The 17,910-nt window shown below is 71.2% G+C and carries 16 protein-coding genes; 6 read left to right on the top strand and 10 right to left on the bottom strand.

The window, feature by feature from the left end:
* Window positions 1-4 precede the first annotated feature (4 nt).
* A complete protein-coding gene (locus M1L60_RS11410; RefSeq protein WP_438862096.1) occupies window positions 5-2,359 on the bottom strand; it encodes a Tex family protein in 2,355 nt (784 codons plus the stop codon).
* Between the two features lie 179 nt (window positions 2,360-2,538).
* On the opposite strand from M1L60_RS11410, the gene M1L60_RS11405 reads away from it, so the two are divergent.
* Window positions 2,539-3,258 (top strand): PP2C family protein-serine/threonine phosphatase, encoded by a 720-nt coding sequence (locus M1L60_RS11405; RefSeq protein WP_253237327.1) that lies wholly within the window; start codon window positions 2,539-2,541, stop codon window positions 3,256-3,258.
* Window positions 3,259-3,405: 147 nt separating this feature from the next.
* Here the strand turns inward: M1L60_RS11405 and M1L60_RS11400 are convergent, their stop codons facing one another.
* A complete protein-coding gene (locus tag M1L60_RS11400) occupies window positions 3,406-4,659 on the bottom strand; it encodes an MFS transporter (protein WP_308208451.1) in 1,254 nt (417 codons plus the stop codon).
* Window positions 4,656-5,249 carry a winged helix-turn-helix domain-containing protein gene (locus M1L60_RS11395; RefSeq protein WP_253237326.1) on the bottom strand — a complete coding sequence of 198 codons (594 nt, stop codon included), beginning with the start codon at window positions 5,247-5,249 and terminating at the stop codon, window positions 4,656-4,658. Before M1L60_RS11395 ends, M1L60_RS11400 begins: the two co-directional genes overlap by 4 nt.
* Window positions 5,250-5,445: 196 nt before the next feature.
* Between M1L60_RS11395 and M1L60_RS11390 the strand changes: the two genes are divergently transcribed.
* Window positions 5,446-5,709 (top strand): PspC domain-containing protein, encoded by a 264-nt coding sequence (locus tag M1L60_RS11390; RefSeq protein ID WP_438862095.1) that lies wholly within the window; start codon window positions 5,446-5,448, stop codon window positions 5,707-5,709.
* Here M1L60_RS11390 and M1L60_RS11385 read toward each other — a convergent pair.
* Genes M1L60_RS11385 through M1L60_RS11370 form a run of 4 tightly spaced genes read right to left on the bottom strand, consistent with a single transcriptional unit; the run spans window position 5,706 to window position 10,366 of the window.
* Window positions 5,706-6,581 carry a cytochrome c biogenesis CcdA family protein gene (locus tag M1L60_RS11385; protein ID WP_253237325.1) on the bottom strand — a complete coding sequence of 292 codons (876 nt, stop codon included), beginning with the start codon at window positions 6,579-6,581 and terminating at the stop codon, window positions 5,706-5,708. The genes M1L60_RS11390 and M1L60_RS11385 overlap by 4 nt on opposite strands.
* Before the next feature lies 1 nt (window position 6,582).
* Window positions 6,583-7,176 carry a TlpA family protein disulfide reductase gene (locus tag M1L60_RS11380; RefSeq protein ID WP_253237324.1) on the bottom strand — a complete coding sequence of 198 codons (594 nt, stop codon included), beginning with the start codon at window positions 7,174-7,176 and terminating at the stop codon, window positions 6,583-6,585.
* Entirely contained in the window at window positions 7,173-8,645 is a 1,473-nt protein-coding gene (locus M1L60_RS11375) for an NADH-quinone oxidoreductase subunit NuoF family protein (protein ID WP_253237323.1), read from the bottom strand. Before M1L60_RS11375 ends, M1L60_RS11380 begins: the two co-directional genes overlap by 4 nt.
* Window positions 8,642-10,366, bottom strand: a complete 1,725-nt coding sequence (locus M1L60_RS11370) for a ferric reductase-like transmembrane domain-containing protein (protein WP_253237322.1) — start codon at window positions 10,364-10,366, stop codon at window positions 8,642-8,644. Before M1L60_RS11370 ends, M1L60_RS11375 begins: the two co-directional genes overlap by 4 nt.
* A 399-nt stretch (window positions 10,367-10,765) precedes the next feature.
* Between M1L60_RS11370 and M1L60_RS11365 the strand changes: the two genes are divergently transcribed.
* On the top strand, window positions 10,766-11,581 hold the full coding sequence (locus M1L60_RS11365; protein ID WP_253237321.1) for a hypothetical protein: 816 nt from the start codon (window positions 10,766-10,768) through the stop codon (window positions 11,579-11,581).
* On the opposite strand, the gene M1L60_RS11360 is transcribed toward M1L60_RS11365, so the two are convergent.
* Both M1L60_RS11360 and M1L60_RS11355 read right to left on the bottom strand, forming a co-directional pair.
* Complete coding sequence (locus tag M1L60_RS11360; RefSeq protein ID WP_253237320.1) at window positions 11,578-12,330, bottom strand: PP2C family protein-serine/threonine phosphatase; 753 nt, start codon at window positions 12,328-12,330, stop codon at window positions 11,578-11,580. The genes M1L60_RS11365 and M1L60_RS11360 overlap by 4 nt on opposite strands.
* A 72-nt stretch (window positions 12,331-12,402) precedes the next feature.
* Entirely contained in the window at window positions 12,403-14,160 is a 1,758-nt protein-coding gene (locus M1L60_RS11355; RefSeq protein ID WP_253237319.1) for a glycoside hydrolase family 6 protein, read from the bottom strand.
* A gap of 171 nt (window positions 14,161-14,331) precedes the next feature.
* Here M1L60_RS11355 and M1L60_RS11350 point away from each other — a divergent pair, with 171 nt between their 5' ends.
* The 3 genes from M1L60_RS11350 to M1L60_RS11340 all read left to right on the top strand — a co-directional run bounded on the left by M1L60_RS11350 (window position 14,332) and on the right by M1L60_RS11340 (window position 17,218).
* Entirely contained in the window at window positions 14,332-14,946 is a 615-nt protein-coding gene (locus M1L60_RS11350; protein WP_253237318.1) for a hypothetical protein, read from the top strand.
* 346 nt (window positions 14,947-15,292) lie between these two features.
* Window positions 15,293-16,804 carry a sensor domain-containing diguanylate cyclase gene (locus tag M1L60_RS11345; protein ID WP_253237317.1) on the top strand — a complete coding sequence of 504 codons (1,512 nt, stop codon included), beginning with the start codon at window positions 15,293-15,295 and terminating at the stop codon, window positions 16,802-16,804.
* A 48-nt stretch (window positions 16,805-16,852) separates the two neighbouring features.
* Window positions 16,853-17,218, top strand: coding sequence for a VOC family protein (locus tag M1L60_RS11340; RefSeq protein WP_253237316.1), 366 nt, complete (start codon window positions 16,853-16,855; stop codon window positions 17,216-17,218).
* Here M1L60_RS11340 and M1L60_RS11335 read toward each other — a convergent pair.
* A complete protein-coding gene (locus M1L60_RS11335; RefSeq protein WP_253237315.1) occupies window positions 17,213-17,827 on the bottom strand; it encodes a hypothetical protein in 615 nt (204 codons plus the stop codon). The two genes, M1L60_RS11340 and M1L60_RS11335, sit on opposite strands and share 6 nt — an antisense overlap.
* Between the last annotated feature and the right edge of the window lie 83 nt (window positions 17,828-17,910).

The raw sequence follows: 17,910 nt of genomic DNA, 5'->3' as shown, positions 1-17,910 counted from the left end.
ACCCTCAGTCCTTCGACAACCCGGCCCGGCGCAGCGCGTCGGCCATGGCCCCGCCGTTGAAGCTCTGCGGCTGCTGCTGGCGCTGCTGCCGCTGACCGCCGCCCTGCTGCCGCTGACCGCCGCCCTGGCGCGGCTGGCCGCCCTGGCGGGGACGGCCCTGGCCCCGGCCGTCCTGGGAAGCGGGCTTGGCGCGGGCCGGCTCGTCGGTCAGCCGCATGGTCAGCGAGATCCGCTTGCGCGCCTCGTCGACCTCGACCACCCGCACCTTGACCACGTCGCCCGACTTCACGACCTCGCGCGGATCCTTGACGAACGTGTTCGACAGGGCCGACACGTGTACGAGCCCGTCCTGGTGGACGCCGATGTCGACGAACGCGCCGAACGCGGCCACGTTGGTCACCACGCCCTCGAGCACCATGCCCGGCTTGAGGTGGCCGATCTTCTCGACGCCCTCGGCGAACGTGGCCGTGGTGAAGCCGGGACGCGGGTCGCGGCCCGGCTTGTCGAGCTCGCGCAGGATGTCGGTCACGGTCAGCACGCCGACCGCGTCGGAGACGAACTGCTCGGGGCGCAGCGCCTTGAGCAGCGGGCTGTTGCCGATCAGCGTCTTGATGTCCGTGCCGGCCGAGGCCAGGATCGTGCGGACCACCGGGTACGACTCCGGGTGCACGGCCGACGAGTCGAGCGGGTCGTCGCCGTCCGGGATGCGCAGGAAGCCGGCGCACTGCTCGAACGCCTTGGGGCCGAGCCGGGCCACCTTCTTGATCTCGCCGCGGTTCTTGAACGGGCCGTTCGAGTCGCGGTGCAGCACGATGTTCTCGGCCAGACCGGCGCCGATCCCGGAGACGCGCGACAGCAGCGGCGCCGAGGCGGTGTTGACGTCCACGCCGACCGCGTTCACACAGTCCTCGACGACAGCGTCGAGCGACTTGGACAGCTTGGACTCGGACAGGTCGTGCTGGTACTGACCGACGCCGATCGAGCGCGGGTCGATCTTCACCAGCTCGGCCAGTGGGTCTTGCAGACGGCGCGCGATCGAGACCGCCCCCCGCAGCGACACGTCCATGCCCGGCAGTTCCTGAGCGGCGTACGCCGAGGCCGAGTAGACCGACGCGCCGGCCTCGGAGACCATGACCTTGGTCAGGTTGGCCTCGGGGTGCCGCTTGATCAGGTCGCCGGCCAGCTTGTCGGTCTCGCGCGAGGCGGTGCCGTTGCCGATCGCGATCAGGTCGACGTTATGCTTGCTGGCCAGCGCGGCCAGCCGGTGGATCGACTCGTCCCACTTGTTCTGGGGCACGTGCGGGTAGATCACGTCGGTCGCCACGACCTTGCCGGTCGCGTCGACCACGGCCACCTTCACCCCCGTACGGAATCCGGGGTCGAGACCCATGGTGGCCCGGGTTCCCGCCGGGGCCGCCAGCAGCAGGTCGCGCAGGTTGGCCGCGAACACCCGCACGGCTTCGTCCTCGGCCGCCTGCCACAGCCGGACCCGCAGGTCGGCGCCGAGGTGGATGAGCACGCGCGTCCGCCACGCCCAGCGCACGGTGTCGAGCAGCCAGCGGTCACCCGCCCGGCCCAGGTCGGTGATGTTGTTGCGGGCGGCGATCCGCGGCTCGAACGTGGACTCGTCCTCGGGCTCGGGCTCCATGGTCAGGTCGAGCACGTCCTCCTTCTCGCCCCGGAACATGGCCAGGATCCGGTGCGAGGGCAGCTTCGCGTACGGCTCGGCGAAGTCGAAGTAGTCGGCGAACTTGGCGCCGTCCGTCTCTTTGCCCTCACGCACCTTGGCCACCAACCGGCCCCGCGTCCACATGCGCTCGCGCAGCTCACCGATCAGGTCGGCGTCCTCGGCGAAGCGCTCGATGAGGATCGCCCGCGCCCCGTCGAGGGCGGCCTGCACGTCGGCCACCTCGTCGCTGGTGAAACCGGCCGCGGTGGCCTTGGGGTCGAGATTCGGGTCGGCGAGCAGCTGGTCGGCCAGGGGCTCGAGGCCGGCCTCGCGCGCGATCTGGGCCCGCGTACGCCGCTTGGGCTTGTAAGGGAGGTAGATGTCCTCGAGGCGGGCCTTGGAGTCGGCGGCCAGGATCGCCTGTTCGAGCGCGTCGTCGAGCTTGCCCTGCGAACGGATCGACTCCAGCACGGCGGCGCGTCTGTCCTCGAGCTCCCGCAGGTAGCCCAGGCGTTCCTCGAGCGTACGCAATTGGGTGTCGTCGAGAGCGCCGGTCACCTCCTTGCGGTAGCGGGCGATGAACGGCACCGTGGCCCCGCCGTCGAGCAGATCGACGGTCGCGGTGACCTGGCCCTCCCGGACGCCGAGTTCGGTCGCGATGCGCTGATGGATGGCAGTCGTCACGACCACGATTGTCGCCGACGCGCCCGGGCCTTGTCCCGCCGCCCCGCACGAGGTAGTCCTCCGGTGTGGTGCGGCCCGGCTTTTGCCCAGTTCCTGGCGTTCCGCGCACTCTTAACACAAACTCCCGCGCGCACTACGTAGGAGGTACTAGAGACATCTGATCGGGGCTTTGGCAGTCTTGTCACATGACGCTTGTTGTCCGGGCGGTCGCCGCCACCGATCAGGGCCTCGTGCGCTCCAACAACGAGGACGCGGTCTTCGTCGGCAACAGGCTGCTGGTGGTGGCGGACGGCATGGGCGGGCTGCCCGCCGGCGAGCTGGCCAGCGACATCCTCGTGCAGTCGCTGAGCGTCGTCGACGCCATGCCCGACACCGGCGAGCCCCTGCAAGACCTGATCGCCGCGCTCGACACCGCCAACGGCCGGATCGAGGCCGCGGTGGCCGACGACGACGCCCGCGACGGCATGGGCACGACGGTCACGGCCATCATGCTGGCCGGCGACCGGGTGGCCGCCCTCAACGTGGGCGATTCGCGCTGCTACCGCGTCCGCGACGGCGAGCTGACCCAGCTGACCCGCGACGACACGTACGTGCAGGCGCTGGTCGACCAGGGCGTGCTGAGCGCGGCCGACGCCCGCCGCCACCCGCAACGCGCGCTGGTCACCCAGGCCGTCCAGGGCGGCCCGTTCCGCCCGGCCGGCCGCATGATCCCGGTCCAGGCGGGCGACCGCTTCCTGCTGTGCAGCGACGGCCTCTCCGACTACGTGGAAGACAGCGTGATCGCCGAGACCCTGCTGACCAACGCCGACCGCAAGACCGCCGCGGCCGAACTGGTCCACCGCACCCTCGAGAACGGCGCTCCCGACAACGTCACGGTGATCGTCGCCGACATCACCGACGACTGACACCGAGCAGCTCCTCCGAGCGCTCCCGCTGACCGCCGCGGCCTTCGTGTGCCTCGTCGCGGCCCGGCATTCCTGGCTCGCCTCCCCCGCCGACGACCAGCTGACCGAGGCGATCGACCGGGCCATGGCCACGCTGCAGCCGCGGGATTAGTGCTCGGGCAGGTCGTGCATAGTTCGTAGGGGCGAGAACCACACCCAAAGTGTGCCGAGCAGGGCGCCGACGGTGGCGATCCACAGCGAGGGGCGTACGCCGATGGTGGCGCCCAGGGTGCCGCCGAGCAGGGCGCCGATGGGGCGGATGCCGTAGTTGACGGTCCGCTTGAAGCCGGACACCACGGCCAGCATCGAGTGGGGTGTGGCGGCGGTCTGCACCGAGCCGACCGTGATGTCGAGGACCATGACGCCCAGCGCGGAGAAGAACTCGGCCCCGACCAGGACGCCGAAGATCAGCCAGTGCGGCCCGGAGACCCACGGGACCAGGATCAGCGGGGCCGGGAACAGCAGGAAGCCCAGGATCACGGTGGGCCCGATGCCCAAGCGGCGGCTGACCGGGCCGGCCAGCGCCGCGCCGAGCAGGCCGCCGATCGAGCCCAGGCCGATGATCAGGCCGAGCGTGCCCGGGGCGATGTGCAGGCTCGTGGTCAGGTAGAGCACGAACAGCGCCGCGAAGATGTAGTTGAAGAGGTTGAGCGTCGTGGCACCGAGCAACACGGCCCGCAGCACGGCCGAACGGGCCACGTACCGTACGCCCGCGGTCATGCCATTCAGCTCTTCGCCCGGCTCGGCCGGAGCTTCCGCGACCCGGACCCGGGTCAGGAACAGGGCCGACACCAGGTAGGTGAGGGCGTCGGCGACCAGGGCGAACACCGCCGACAGCCACTGGACGAGCAGGCCGCCGACGCTCGGCCCGGCCACGAACGAGGCGGCGCGGCTGCCGTTGAGCAGCGTGTTGGCGTCGACGTAGTCGGCCCGGCGGACCAGCGAGGCGAACAGGCTGGCGTGCGCGACCTCGAACAGCAGCGAGAACGAGCCGACCAGGAACGCGATCAGGTAGAGCACGGGCATGCTCAGCGTGCCGGTCCACCACAGCACGGGGACGACCAGCAGCAGCCCGGCCCGGCTGACGTCGGCCAGGACCATGATCCGGCGCTTCTCGGGCTGCCGGTCGGCCCAGGCGCCGGCCGGCAGCGACAGGAACAGGTTGGGCAGCAGGGCCGCGGCGGTCAGATAGCCCATCTGGGCCGGCCCGGCGCCCAGGGCGACCACGGCCAGCAGCGGCAGCGCGATGAGCGTGATCTGGTCGCCGAACAGCGACACGGTCTGGGCCGACCAGTAGCGCCGGAACGCGGCCTCACGCAGCAGCCGGACCGGACCGCTGCGGGCGTCGACGGCGGCCGTCACCGCGAGCCCACCGGACCGCGCGGGATGGCCAGCTGGATCAACTGGATCGGCCGGGAGCCCTCGGGACGGGTCGCGGGGTCGGTGGCCCGGTCGGCGAAGCGCTCGGTCAGGGCCTCCATCTGCTCGACGAGCTCGCGCAGCTCGGCCGCGGTGACGTGGACCAGCGCGTCGCCGAAACCGGCGGCGGCCCGCCATTCGGTCGGCTCGTCGCCTCGTGACGCCAGATAGTCCTGCGCGCGCTGGGTGAAGACGCCGAGAAGCACGCTGTTGAGCTGATCGGTGGCGGCCCGCATGTCCGGGTCGTCGCTCTCGTCGTCCCACGACGTCATGCGCGCGGTGGCCCGCCACGGCCGTTCGCGGGCGTCGGCCCCGGGCACCCGCTCGGCGAACCCGTACTTGGCCAGCTGGCGCAGGTGGAACGAGCAGTTGGGCACGTTGTCGTCGAGCGCGGCCGCGGCCTGGGTGGCCGTCATGGGCCCCTCGGACCGCAGCAGCCCGATCAGCCGCACGCGCAGCGGATGTGCGTAGGCCCGCAGCGTGCGGGGGTCGGTGATCTTCAGGTCGTGCGGTGTCGGGTCGTCGGGCGGCATTCCTAGAGAATGCTTTAGAAAGATTTCTCTAGCAAGTTGCCGAATGTGCCAACTCGGGCGGCGGCGGTCAGAGGCGGATGGCCGCGGAGCGGGTTCTCGGGGTTGGCACATCAGGGTCGAGCCAGGGCAGATCCCGATGTTGCCGGGTGGGCAAAAAGCCGAAGATTGATGCATCAGGCCGAACGAGCCAGAAGGAATGAGAGACACAGTCATGAACACCGTGCACGACAGCATGTCCCGCCAGGGCCTCACCCGGCCGCGCGAGGGCCGGCTCATCGCCGGTGTCGTAGCAGGACTGGCCCGCCGCTTCGGGATCGACCCGTGGCTGGCCCGCCTGCTCTTCGTCGTGGTCCTGCTGGCCATCCCGGGCAGCCAGATCCTCGTCTACCCGATCCTCTGGATCCTGATGCCCTCGGAGAAGCCGGCCTTCGCCACTTCCCCGTACCCGCCGGCCGCCTAACGGCCGCCCGAGACCTCAACTCTTTCGCTGGAGAACGGCCCGCCTCGTGCGGGCCGTTTCTTCGTCGCCAGCACGAGAAGCAGCGCCACGGCGACGACGGCCACGAACGGCCAGGCGCCGGCGGCAGAAATCGAGGAGCTCAGCCAGCGCTGCACATCCGCGGCCGCGTTGATGATCGGGTCGGTGCCGGCCAGGCGCAGGTTGCCGGCCAGGCGCAGCTCGTACCAGCCGTAGTACGCCACGTAGAGGCCGCTGATCACCAGCACGGCGCCGCCCAAACGCGGGACCACTGACAGCAGGCGGCGGGTGCGGCCGAGGGCCGAGGTGCGCAGCAGGGCCACGGCTACGGCGGTGGCGCTGACGACCAGGGCCATTCCTCCGGCGTACGCGAGGAAGAGCGCGACCCCCGAGCCGACCGACCCGGCGCGCAGGCTGGACACCACCAGCGCCAGGAACGGGCCCACGGCACAACCCAGAGAGGCCACCGCGTACGCCATGCCGAAGAGCACCGTGGAGGCGGCCGACCCGGTGAGCGCCGGGGCCCGTACGGTGAGGGAAGGCAGGCTGCGACCGGCGAGCAGCCAGACGCCGAGGGCGGCCAGGGCCAGCCCGAGCACCACCGTGAGCCAAGGTAGGCGGGGTTGCAGCGCTCCGGCGATGGGTGTGAGCACCAGGCCGAACGCGCCGAACACCACCGCGTACCCGAGGGCCAGCAGCACGCCGGCCCGCAGAGCCCGGGCGACCGCGGCCGCGGGACGGCCCGGTTCGGTCGCGACGAGGACCGACAGGTAGGCCGGGAGCAGGGCGAAGCCGCACGGGTTGACCGCGCCGAGCATGCCCGCGGTCAGGGCCAGCAGCAGCTCGCCGCCCACGTCAGGCGACCAGGGCCTTCACTTGCTGGGTGAGCTGCAGGTCGTCGAGGTAACCGGTGCTCACGACCTTGCCGTCGCGGTCGAGGACCACGTACAGGCTCTGCTCGGTGATCTTGAATTTCTTCCAGATCTTGCCGGCCTGGTCGTCGAGGTGGGTCACGTTGCTGACTTCCAGGTCCTTGACGAACTGGTGCATGTCCTTGTTGTTGCCCATGCCGGCGATGCCGAGGAAGTTCAGGCTGCCGCCGAACTCGTCCTGCAGGTCGCGGACGCTCTGGGCCTCGCTCGCGCAGGTGGCGCACCACGGCGCCCAGAACCACAGGATGGTCGGCTTGCCGGCGAGCTTGGTCGCGTCGAACGGCCGGCCGTCCAGGGTTTTGCCGCTGAACTTGAGTGTCGCCGGAACCGTGACGGGCGGCGGCGGGGCCTCCGCGTCAGCCGCCTCTTTTCCCGTGCCGGAGGAAGCCGACGAAACGGGCGCTGCCGCGGCCGAGGGAGGCGGCTGGACGAAGGCCGCCTCCTCCGGCGAACTGCCACAGGCGGAGGCGAGCAGCGCGCCCGCCATCGCCACGGGCAGCAGCGCCCGCCGCTTCACTTGGTGGCCTCTTCGGTGAGGCGCAGGGCCAGGGCCGGGCAGACGTTGACGGCCTTGCGGGCGCCGTTCTCGAGCCAGGGCGGCAGCGGCGTCTGCGGGAACGCCGGGAAGCCGTTGGCGTCGAGCCGGATGATCTCGGGCGCGACCGCCGAGCACAGCCCGTGGCCGTCGCAGCGCGACCAGTCCACCGCGAGCCGCCGGGCGCCCTGCTCCGCCGTGTACGGCAGCGGCAACAGGCCCTTGGTGCTCTTGCCGCAGCCCTCGCCGTTGGTGTGCGCCTCGACGTCCTTGGCGAAGACCTCGAGCGCCGACAGCGCGAACCGGGCCGTGCCGTCGGGGTGGCTGCACGCGCCGCGGCCCTTGACCACACCGGCCGCCTGGCGCACGTTCTCGACCGCGTTGCCGCCCAGCGAGACCAGCGTGACCGCGCGGGCCAGGTCGGGCAGGCCGAGCCGGCACGGGCCGCACTGACCGGCCGACTCGCCGGCCAGGTACTGCACGACCTGGGAGACCTCGCCCAGCGGGCAGGTCTTGGAGCCGATCGGGATCAGCATGCCGGCGCCGAGCGTGCCGCCGACCGAGGCGAAGCCCTTGCGCGAGATGGTGACGGTCTGCGCGGCCTCGGCGGTGATCCACTTGCCGTGGTAACCGCCGACCAGCAGACCGGGGCCGATGTCGGCCCCGCACATGTTCAGCACGTCCATGAGCGGGGTGCCGGTCGGCGCCTCGACCACGGCCGGGTTGCTGGCCGAGCCGCCCACGGTCAGCATGACCGTGCCCGGCTCCTCGGGGATGCCGACCGCGTTGTACTCCCACGGGCCGAGCCGGGCCGCGATGGCCAGCTGCGAGAACGTCTCGGCGTTGGACAGCAGGGTGGGCAGGCCCATCACGCCGTTGTCGCTGGAGCGCACCTTGCGGCCGGGCGGGATGTGCGCCTCGCCGTTGATGCCGCGGACCAGCGCGCCGCCCTCACCCGAGATGAACCGGTGGGGCACGGTCACGATGCGCGTCGGGCACGGCATGCGCCGCTCGGACAGGGCGGCGGTGATCGAGCTCTCGCCGATGCCGTCGTCGGCGATGCCGATGACGATCTCCTCGGCGTCGAGCGCGGCCGCGGCCAGCGCGGCCCCGTCCAGGATCAGGTGCGGGCCGCGGGTCAGCACGGCCTTGTCCTTCCAGGACGGGGGCTCGCCCTCGGTCGCGTTGACCACGATGACCGGGGGCAGCTCCTGGCGGCGGCACGAGTCGAGCACGGCGCGCACCTTGCGGGCGAACGGGAAGCCCGCGCCGCCGCGTCCGCGCAGCTCGATGCGGTCGGCCAGGCCGATCAGCTCACCGGAGGACAGGGCGGCGAAACCGCCGTGGACCTCCTGATGGGCGATCAGGTCGAGCCGGCCGTACTCGTCGAAGCCCGCGGTGATCCGCGGCGTGCCGATCGAGGTGACCGGAGGAACCTGCGACGCGCTCAATTCGCTTCCCCTCGCAACTGCGACCAGTAACCGTCGTCAGCGGGCTCGTCGTCCCGTCCCCGTCCGCCGCGGCGGCCACCCCGCCCGGCGTCGACCCGTGACGGCTCGTCCCGGCCGCCGCGGCGGCGCGGCGCCATGTCGACCAGGGTCGGGGTCTCGTCGGCCTCGACGTAGCCGTCGCCGTCGACGAAACCGGCCCGGCTGTGCCGTCCCGAGTCGTCGCCGCGGCGGCCGCGCGGGGCCTCCTCGTAGTCGTCCTCGTACCGGGCGGCGCGCTGGCGGGGCACCTCGTCGTAGTCGCCGCGGGCCGGCGCCTCGGAGAGCGGCATGTCACCCCGTCGGCGCGAGCGCGGCGCGGGCTCCTCCTCCTCGGCGTAGCGGCGGCGGCGCGGGGCCGGCTCGTCGTAGTCGTCGAAGCGCATCCGGGTGCCGGTGTTCTCGATCTCGTCCCGGCGCATCCGGGTGCCGGTGTCCTCGAGTTCGGGGCGGCGCATGCGGGTGCCGGTCTCGTCGGGGCCGGGGCGGCGCATGCGCGTGCCGGTCTCGTCGGGGCCGAGGCGGCGCATGCGCGTGCCGGTGTCGTCCAGGCGCATCCGCGTGCCGGTCTCGTCCGGGCCGGGGCGGCGCATCCGGGTGCTCGTGTCCTCGCCCGGGTAGCGGCGGCCGCGCGGCTCGTCGTACTCGATCTCGTCCTCGACCCGGCGGCCGCCGCGGCGCGGACGCTCCTCGTCGTACTGCGGCATCATGCCGGTGGGCTCGTCGTACATCTCCTCGGCGCGGGCGCGGCGCGGCCGGGGGGCGACCAGGTCGTCGTCCATCGGCGGCGGGGCCACGGGCGGGGCGGTGACCGCGTTGGCGGCCGGGCGGAAGCTGTCGACGACGGCGACCGGGCCCAGCGTCTGAGGCTCGACCGGGGCCGGCTTGTCGCGGCGGCCCGGGCGCTTCATCGCGGCCGAACTGGTGGGCACCATCGAGCCGACCGGCTTGAGGGCGCCGGTCGAGGCGGGCGACGCGAAGTCCTTGCGGCGGTTGAGCGAGACCGACAGGCGGACGGCCAGGCCGACCAGGACCGCGAGCACGCAGACGATGTAGCTGACGACGACCCAGGTCGCGGCGGGGCGGCCGGCGCTGAGACCGTGCATCAGGGCGGTCGGCCAGATCAGGTACGACACGGCGTGGATGCCGCGCCACATCCAGGGGCTGCCGCGGCCGATGAACCGGGAGCGGGCGATGCCGGTCCACATGACCAGCACCATGACCCAGCCCGAGATCGTGCCCAGGCCGACCCAGACCTTGTTGTAACCGGGGTGGAGGAACGGGATGAACGCGTCGATGACCGAGGCGTGCTTCTCGACGATCTTCATCCACACGTGCAGGAACAGCGAGGTCACCGCGATGACGCCGGTGGTGCGGTGCGCGGACTGCAGCAGCACGCGTTGCCGGATCGAGAGGACCAGCCGGTCGGTGGAGACCAGCCCGATCATGATCGTGATGGAGAGCGACACGAGCGTCACCACGCCGATGTAGTACTCGGTGTAGGTGAAGAAGTACACGTACCCGACCCGGCCGGGCTTGGTCATCATCGCGACCGCCCAGAGGGCTGCGATCACGCTGATCGCGAGAACAATTATCGCGCCCTTGGAGGGCGCGCCTTTACCGGTCGCTCCGACATCGACGGCCACACGATTGGCGGATCGCTCGTTGTTCTTCGTCCTGGCCATTGACTCCTCGTTCTCCGCAGTGGTCACGTCCCGTGGGCGGTGGGACGCAGGCACCCGTGGGGAGTGCCCCCTGCTTCACGTTGTTGCCGGGCAGCGGTCGGCGGTCGGCCGGTCTCTGCCCATCCCCCAACTACGTGCGGCGAGCGGGATCGGATGAACGCCCGGCTCGACTTTTGTCGGGAAAATTTCCGGAAGTGACTCAACAAGGCCGCTGAGCTGTGCGAACACGCCCGGGAAACTATTGGCCGACCGGAAATTAACCGGTCACCGTCCAGTGACTCATCGCACCCGGTGAACCTTTCGGCCCGCATCTGCGAACCATCTGCTGTGCAGGCGTATCGACTGCCGGGTGAGAAGGAGATGATCGGCATGCGACACCTGACCCGGGCTATCCCTCGGATGAGCAGTGTCCGGATCAGCGCTGTCTTTGTCCTGGTCTTTTTGGTGGCCCTGGCCGCCTGGGGTTCTCCGGCTTCGGCCGATGTGCCCGGATTCGAGGTGCGGACCGGTCAGGCGCCGGCCACGTTCACCATTGGCAAGGACGCCAAGACCTACACCGCGGTCGCGTCGACCGACCGGGGCCGGCGCTGTCTCAAGGTGCGCTGGGCGCTGACCATCGAGACCGAGGGCATCAGCCTCGACCAGGTGCGGGTCACCCGGGTCGAGAACAACCAGGCCTTTCCCGTACGGGCTGAGGTGCGCGACGAGCGGGCCACCGTGGTCGACGAGCAACTCGACCCCGGCCAGCTGTGCCGCGACCGCACGGTCACCGCGCAGTGGAGCGTCGGCTTCACCGGCCCCGACAACGGCGAGGTGACCTTCGCGGCCCAGGCCTTCGACGGCACCGGCCGGCTGCTCAGCTCGACCGGCTCGCAGGCCCAGGTGGTCAGCCCGGTCGCGGCCAAGCCGACCAAGAGCCCGTCCCCGTCGCCGACCCCGGTCGAGACCGAGGACGCTCCCGACGAGCAGGACTCCGAGGCCGTGGCCGACGAGCCCGAGGCGGACCCGCCGTCGACCGACGCGGCCGCCCTCAACACCGCCTCGAGCAGCTCGAACGTGCTCGGCATCGGTCTGATCGTGGGCGCGCTGATGGTCTTCCTCGGCGTCGGCATGCTGCTACGCCTGCGGACGCGCAACCGCCGCCAGACACTGCAGGCCGAAGGCCCGCCCATGCCGACCGGCTTCTACAACATGCCCGAACGCCGCCGTCGCTAGTCGACGGAACGTTCGACGCGGATGACCACGGCGGTGGCGTTGTCAGCGCCGCCGGCGGTCAGCGTGTCGTCGAGCAGGGTGTGGGTGGCCGCGGCGGGGTCGTCGGTGGCCAGGATGCGGGTCAGGCGCTCGTACGTCAGCTGGTCGGACACGCCGTCGGTGCAGAGCAGGTAGACGTCACCGGCACGCAGGGTGACGTTCAGCAGGTCGGGCTCGGGGGCGTCGGGGTGGCCGACGTAGCGGGTCAGGCGGTAGCGGGCGGCCCGGGCCTCGTCGGAGTCGGCCGCGAACCAGCCGTGCAGCACGCCCAGCCAGTTGATCGTGTGGTCGACCGTCAGCAGGTCGAGCAGGCCGTCGCGCAGGCGGTAGACGCGGGAGTCGCCGAGCTGCACGACCCACGCGGCCGGGTCGTCGCCGGCCGCCACGAAGGCGGTCAGGGTGCAGCCGGTCAGCTCGTCCAGGTTGCGGCCGGCCCGGCGTACGGAATCCTGGACCTGGGCCACGGCGGCGCGCAGCGCGGCCGGTGGATCCCCGACCAGCACCTCGCGCACGAAGACCTCGACCGCCGTGGCCCCGGCGACCGTGCTGCCCGGCCCCGAGCCCATGCCGTCGGCCACCACCGCCAGCGGACCGCCCGGCTCGAGGTGCACGACGTCGTAGTTGTCGTCATAGCGCTCCCCCACGACACTGCCGGCCGCCGCGGTGAGGCGACGACCGGCAGTAGTCCAGGCGACTTTGGTGATTTCCACCTGTTCTTTGTAGTACACCGGACCCCGCTCCTCGTGGGTTAGAGCGGGGTCCGGCGGTCCTTTCACCCGTCGCTACAGCGCCGGGTAGGCGTTGGCCATCAGCTCACGGAACTGGGCCGAGAACCAGGCGCCGGAGATCGGCGCGTTGGGCAGGGCGCCACTGAGGCTGTTGCCGTTGCGGGCGTTACCGGTGTAGGTCGGGTCGCACATCCGGTCGAAGCCCTTGCCCTCGTCGTTCGGGATGAGCGTCGAGGAGCCGTCCGACTCACCCGGGGGCTTGACCCAGACGTAGGCGTCGATGCCGCTGGCCGGGGCCGCGGTCGGGCGCTCGCCCAGGCCGGCGCCGGACTGGTTGCACCAGTTGCCGGCGTGGATCCGGCGGTCGATGCGCGACTCGTTGACGAAGGTGTCGATCACGGTCGAGCTGCTGGCCGCGGTCGGGCGGGCCGAGCCACCCCAGCCGTTGCGGCTGGTGTCGATCAGCATGCCGATGCCCGAGTTGAAGCCGATCGAGACGAGCCGCTGGCGGAAGGCCTGGGCGAAGGTCAGCTCATCGGTGTACTGGTTCCAGTCCACCCACTTCGACTGCCGGACGCTCTGGCCACCGACCTGGGTGGTCGGCTGCACGAACGGCTCCCGCAGCGCGGAGTAGTTGGCCGTGTTGGTGATGAAGCCGTGGACGTTGTTGACGCTGCCCGAGGCCTGGGCGGCCTGCAGCATGATGTCAGCGGTGGGGTTGAAGTTCGAGTCCCAGCCGATCCAGCCGTGGTGCGCGGCGTCGACGTAGTTGTAGCCGTTGGGCAGGGCGCCCAGCTTGTTCAGGGCGTAGCCCACACCCTGCACGTACCCGCCGTTGGCCTTCATCGTGTCGCAGGTCGCGGTGCCGCCGGCCTGGCCCGAGGTGTTGGTGATCAGGTTCGGCAGCGAGTCGATCTCGATGATGTTGATGATCCGCAGGCTGCGGTACTTGGCGTCGGCCTGGATGGCCGCGATCGGGTCGATGTACTCGGCCTTGTAGCGCGGCAGCTCGTTCGGGCCGAGCTCACCGTTGGAGGCCAGCGCGGCGCAGTCGCGGCCGGGCAGGTTGTAGATCACGAACTGGATGTAGCCGGCGTTCTGGGCCAGGGCCGCGTCCAGGTGGTCACGGACACCCATCGACCCGTTGGAGCTGCTGTCGTCGGTGCCCTCGATCGCGGCGATCCGGTCCAGCCAGACGGCGGTCGGGTTGCTCGAGATCCGGTTGCCGCCGGGCTCGGCGTCGGCCTTGGCCTTCCACTCCGGGTTGACGTAGCCCCGGGCCCCGGCGTACGGGTTGTCGACCTTGCTGCCGGCGGGCGGCGGCGTGGTCGGCGGCGGCGTGGTCGGGGGCGGGGTCGTCGGCGGCGGGGTGCTCGGCGGCGGCGTCGTGGGGCCGCCGGTCGAGCCGGTGCACGCCGTGCCGTTCAGCGAGAACGTCGCGGGCGAGGTGTTCGTGCCCGAGTAGTTGGCGTTGAAGCCGAACGTGGCGTTGCCGTTGGTGGGCAGCGAGCCCGCCCAGGACGGGTTGGTCGCCGTCACGTTCGCGCCGGACTGGGTGATCGTGGCGCTCCAGCCCTGGGTGATCTGCTGGTTGCCCGGGAAGGTCCAGGTCAGGCGCCAGCCCCCGGAGATCGGGTCACCGAGGTTGGTCACGCTGACGTTCCCGGTGAAGCCGGTGCTCCAACTGTTGGCGGTGTAGTCGACCCGGCAGCCGGCCGCGGCGCTCGCGCTGGTCGCGGCGAACACGCCGAGACCGGACACGAGCGATACGGCGGCGGCCGCGGTCAGACCGCGGATGAGGACAGGTCTCATGTGGTGGCTCCTCGAGACATGCGGCGGCGCCCGTAGCGCCCGGGGATAGGCCGGAGAAACATCGAGGGGCATCGCTCCCCGGCTGTTTCGACAGCATGACATGGGAGCGCTCCCACCGCAATCGTTCGTTAACAACGGGCTCATCTTGAATGCATCGCGTATAACAGAGCCGTGCAGGTATGGGAGGTCACCGAGGCGCTGGCCGAGGTTCCAGGTGTCGAGGTCAAAGTTCGACGGGGTCTGCTCGAGATCCACATGCCCGCGCTGGGCGACACCGCGAGCCTCGATCCGGACGAGATCCTGGCTGCTGAATCGGTGTTCGTACCCACTCGCGCGGCCGCGGTGCAACTCGACATCCGCGACGGCCGAGCGGTGCTGCCGCTCATCGTGACCGTCGACGACATGGTGTTCAACCCGGCCTACGCCGACGACCTGGTCGAGCCGGGCGCTCACCGTCAGTTGCCGGCCATGCCCAACCTGATCTCATACTCCGAGATGCACCGCGACGTGCGCGCCCTCGGCAAGGCCATCGACGACCCGGCACTCGACCTCGAACCGGAAACTCTGGCCGCCACGCTGCTCGCCCACCGCTGCTTCCTGGCCGGCGCCATGCGGGTCGGGTTGTGGCCGGTCCGGGTCGCCGCCTGGTGGGAGTACGCCAACGCCCGCGTCGGCGCCCCGTCCGGCATCGCTCCACTACGCTCCGACCCCGACTGGGACGACCTGATGGCCGACGTCGCCGAGGCCCGCCGCCAGACCGTCGCCTCCGAGTCGACCTTCTCGTAGAAGCGCCGCGCCTGCGAAGCGTTGATCGGCGCCGGAGTACTGCTGGAAGAAATCGCTGACTGTCGGGCCGTCCTGCAGCGCTTCCGATGGGGTACGGGACCAGCACGCGCTCGCCGAGGCTCTGCCCCGCGGGCACGGCCTGACCCACACGCCGTTGAGGTTCTGCCACTTGTCGCGGGTGAGTTACGGGCGGGGATATTCGGGCAGCGCGTTGTGCGGGCCGACTTGTGAGGTCCACGGGGTGCGAGCCGGAGTCCGGCGAATCGACATCAATCTCTGCCCGACTGCACCCGAACTGCGACCGCCGGTCGGTCAAGCCCGTGGCCGCGGTGCCGACCTTTCTGGCATGAGTCTGAGCAGCGGTGTGGGAACGGCGGGCGCCGTCCTCGGGGGCGACCCCCAGGACGCCCTGCTCGGCGACCTCGTCTCGTTCATGACCAAGGACACGCCCTCGGTCCAGCACGTGCTGGACCTGTGCGTGCCCCACCTGCGCGACGCGGCCGGACTGACCGCGGCGACCGTCTTCGAGCTCGACTCCGAGACCGGCCTGCTCACCGTGAGCGCCCGCGTCGGCGAGCCCGGTCGCCGCGACCAGCTGACCGCGGGCAAGATCTTCCGGATGGCGGCCGGGGCCAAGCCCCTGGTCAGCGGCGAGCAGATGGCCGTGCGGCTGCGCATCGGCGGGCAGACCGTGGGCGTCCTGCTGCTCACCGGGACCGGCCTCGACGCGCTGCGCCCCGACGTGCTGGCCCCGCTGGCCCTGCACTTCGCGGCCACCCTGCAGGGCCTCGCGGCCGAGAAGCAGCGCCAGTTCGTCTCGCACACCACCAGCACCATCCGCCGTCTGTTCGAGCAGGGCATGGCCGCCGCCGGCGTCGAGGACGCGGGAAGCCTGCTGGCCGCCTCGGCCGCCGAAGGGTTCCGCACCGAGCACGCCGCAGTCATCCTGGTCGACCCGGAAAGCACGGTGCTGTCGGTGCACAGCGTCGGCCTGCCCGAGGGCGACACCACGATCGCCGAGCTGATCGGCAAGTCGGCCGCCGAGTCACCGGTGTGGCAGGCGGTCCGCGACGGGAAGGTCGCGCTGGCCAACGACTCGGCCACCTCCCCCGTCCGCCCGTGTGACCTGGCCCTGCTCATGAAGCTCCAGTCGTTCGCGGCCATGCCGCTGATGTCGGCGCAGGGCCCGGTCGGCATGATCATGTGCGGTGACTCCGGCGCGTCCCGCGAGTGGACCTCGCGCGACCGCACCCTGGCCGAGCAGCTCTCGGTCGAGGGCGGCCTGATCATCGACAGCGCCCGCATGCGCCAGGCCGCGCAGGTCCACGTGGCCGAGCTCAGCCGTCAGGCCTTCCACGACTCGCTGACCGGCCTGCCCAACCGCACCCACCTGATCGACCGGGCCGACCGCGCCGTCCGCGACGCCGGGGCGACCCGCGACCGGGTGGCCCTGATGCTGCTCGACCTCAACGGCTTCAAGCAGGTCAACGACACCAAGGGCCATCTGGCCGGCGACGTGCTGCTGCAGCAGGTGGCCAAGCGGCTGCTGGGCGCGGTCCGCGACAGCGACGTGGTCTCCCGCCTCGGCGGCGACGAGTTCGCCATCCTGCTCACCCACGACGCCGACGAGGACGTGGCCAGCGTGGTGGCCGGGCGCATCTGCGAACGGCTGCGCCGCCCCTTCACCATCGACGGCGACGAGGTCTCGATCGGCGGCAGCGTGGGGATCGCCCTCTACCCCGACGACGCCACCGACTACGAAGCCCTGATGCGGGGGGCCGACGCCGCGATGTACGAGGCCAAACGAGCCACCAAACGCAGCGGCGGCGGTTACCGGCGGGCCCGCGCGGGATTCTGACGTCATACCGGGCGGGACCTGCCCGGTATCGGTCCTAGCGTCGTGACCATGAACTTCGCTTCAGTACGACTCATCACCGCCGACGTCGACCGCGTGACCAAGTTTTACGAGCAGGTGACCGGTCACGCCGCCCGGCGGCACACGCCGGACTTCGCCGAGATCGTTCTGCCCGGGGCCACATTGGCGATCGGCGGCGTGGCGACCGTGAAACTGTTCGGCGAGGGATCGGCCGAGCCCGCAGCAAACCGGACGGCGATCGTCGAGTTCCGCGTCGACGACGTGGACGCCGAGTTCGCCCGCCTGCGCTCAGTAGAGGTGGTGCAGCCGCCGACCACGATGCCCTGGGGCAACCGGTCGCTGCTGATCCGCGACCCGGACGGCACATTGGTCAACCTGTTCACGCCGCCCTCATGAGAAGACCCACGCCACCAGTACGCCGACCAGCCCGCCACTGACCAGCAGCCCGGAGCCGAAACGGCGAGTCTCGGGCCGCCACACCGAGCCGACCCCGATCAGCAGATAGAGCGGGACCCAGGCCCAGAACGGCGCGGCCAGCCCGGCCATCGAGGGAAAGAGGGTCATCGGGCCGACGGCCGCGCACGGTCCGATGCAGCCGAGAGCGAGCCCGCTGAGCAGCCCGGCCAGCAGCGGCGGGTCGACCAGCCGGGCCTGCTGCGGCGGCGAGGCCACGGTGAGCACGGGGTCGTCGCCCGGGTGCTGGGTCAGCGTGATCACGTAGCCGGCCGGATCGTGCACGATCAGAACCCGGCCGTCGGCGGGCCCCTTCTCGTCGACGTGACAGCCGGACTGCTGCCAGAGCTCGCGCGTGGAGGCGTACACCTCGGGGGTGTGCTCCCCCAGATCAGGCAGCCGCCCACCGCGCAGAATCCGGCTCGCCGGCGGCGGCGACTTGAGCAGGGCGGCCGGGATCGGGTCGAGGCGCAGCCCGGGAAAGGCGTGCAGGGTGGCCTCCAGCCGCTGCTCGACCCCACGCGTCAGCTCGGCCCGGCTGCTCTCACTCACCCGTCCCACCCTGTCCGAGCCCGCAGCCACCCGCCCGATTTATCCGGAAATCCACAACGCCGATCTCCGAGCGGATCGCGATC

The sequence above is a fragment of the Paractinoplanes aksuensis genome, assembly GCF_024137025.1.
Lineage (GTDB): Bacteria > Actinomycetota > Actinomycetes > Mycobacteriales > Micromonosporaceae > Actinoplanes > Actinoplanes aksuensis.
The sequence above is the reverse complement of the archived record's forward strand: the minus strand, read 5'-3'. Positions and strand labels throughout refer to the sequence as shown.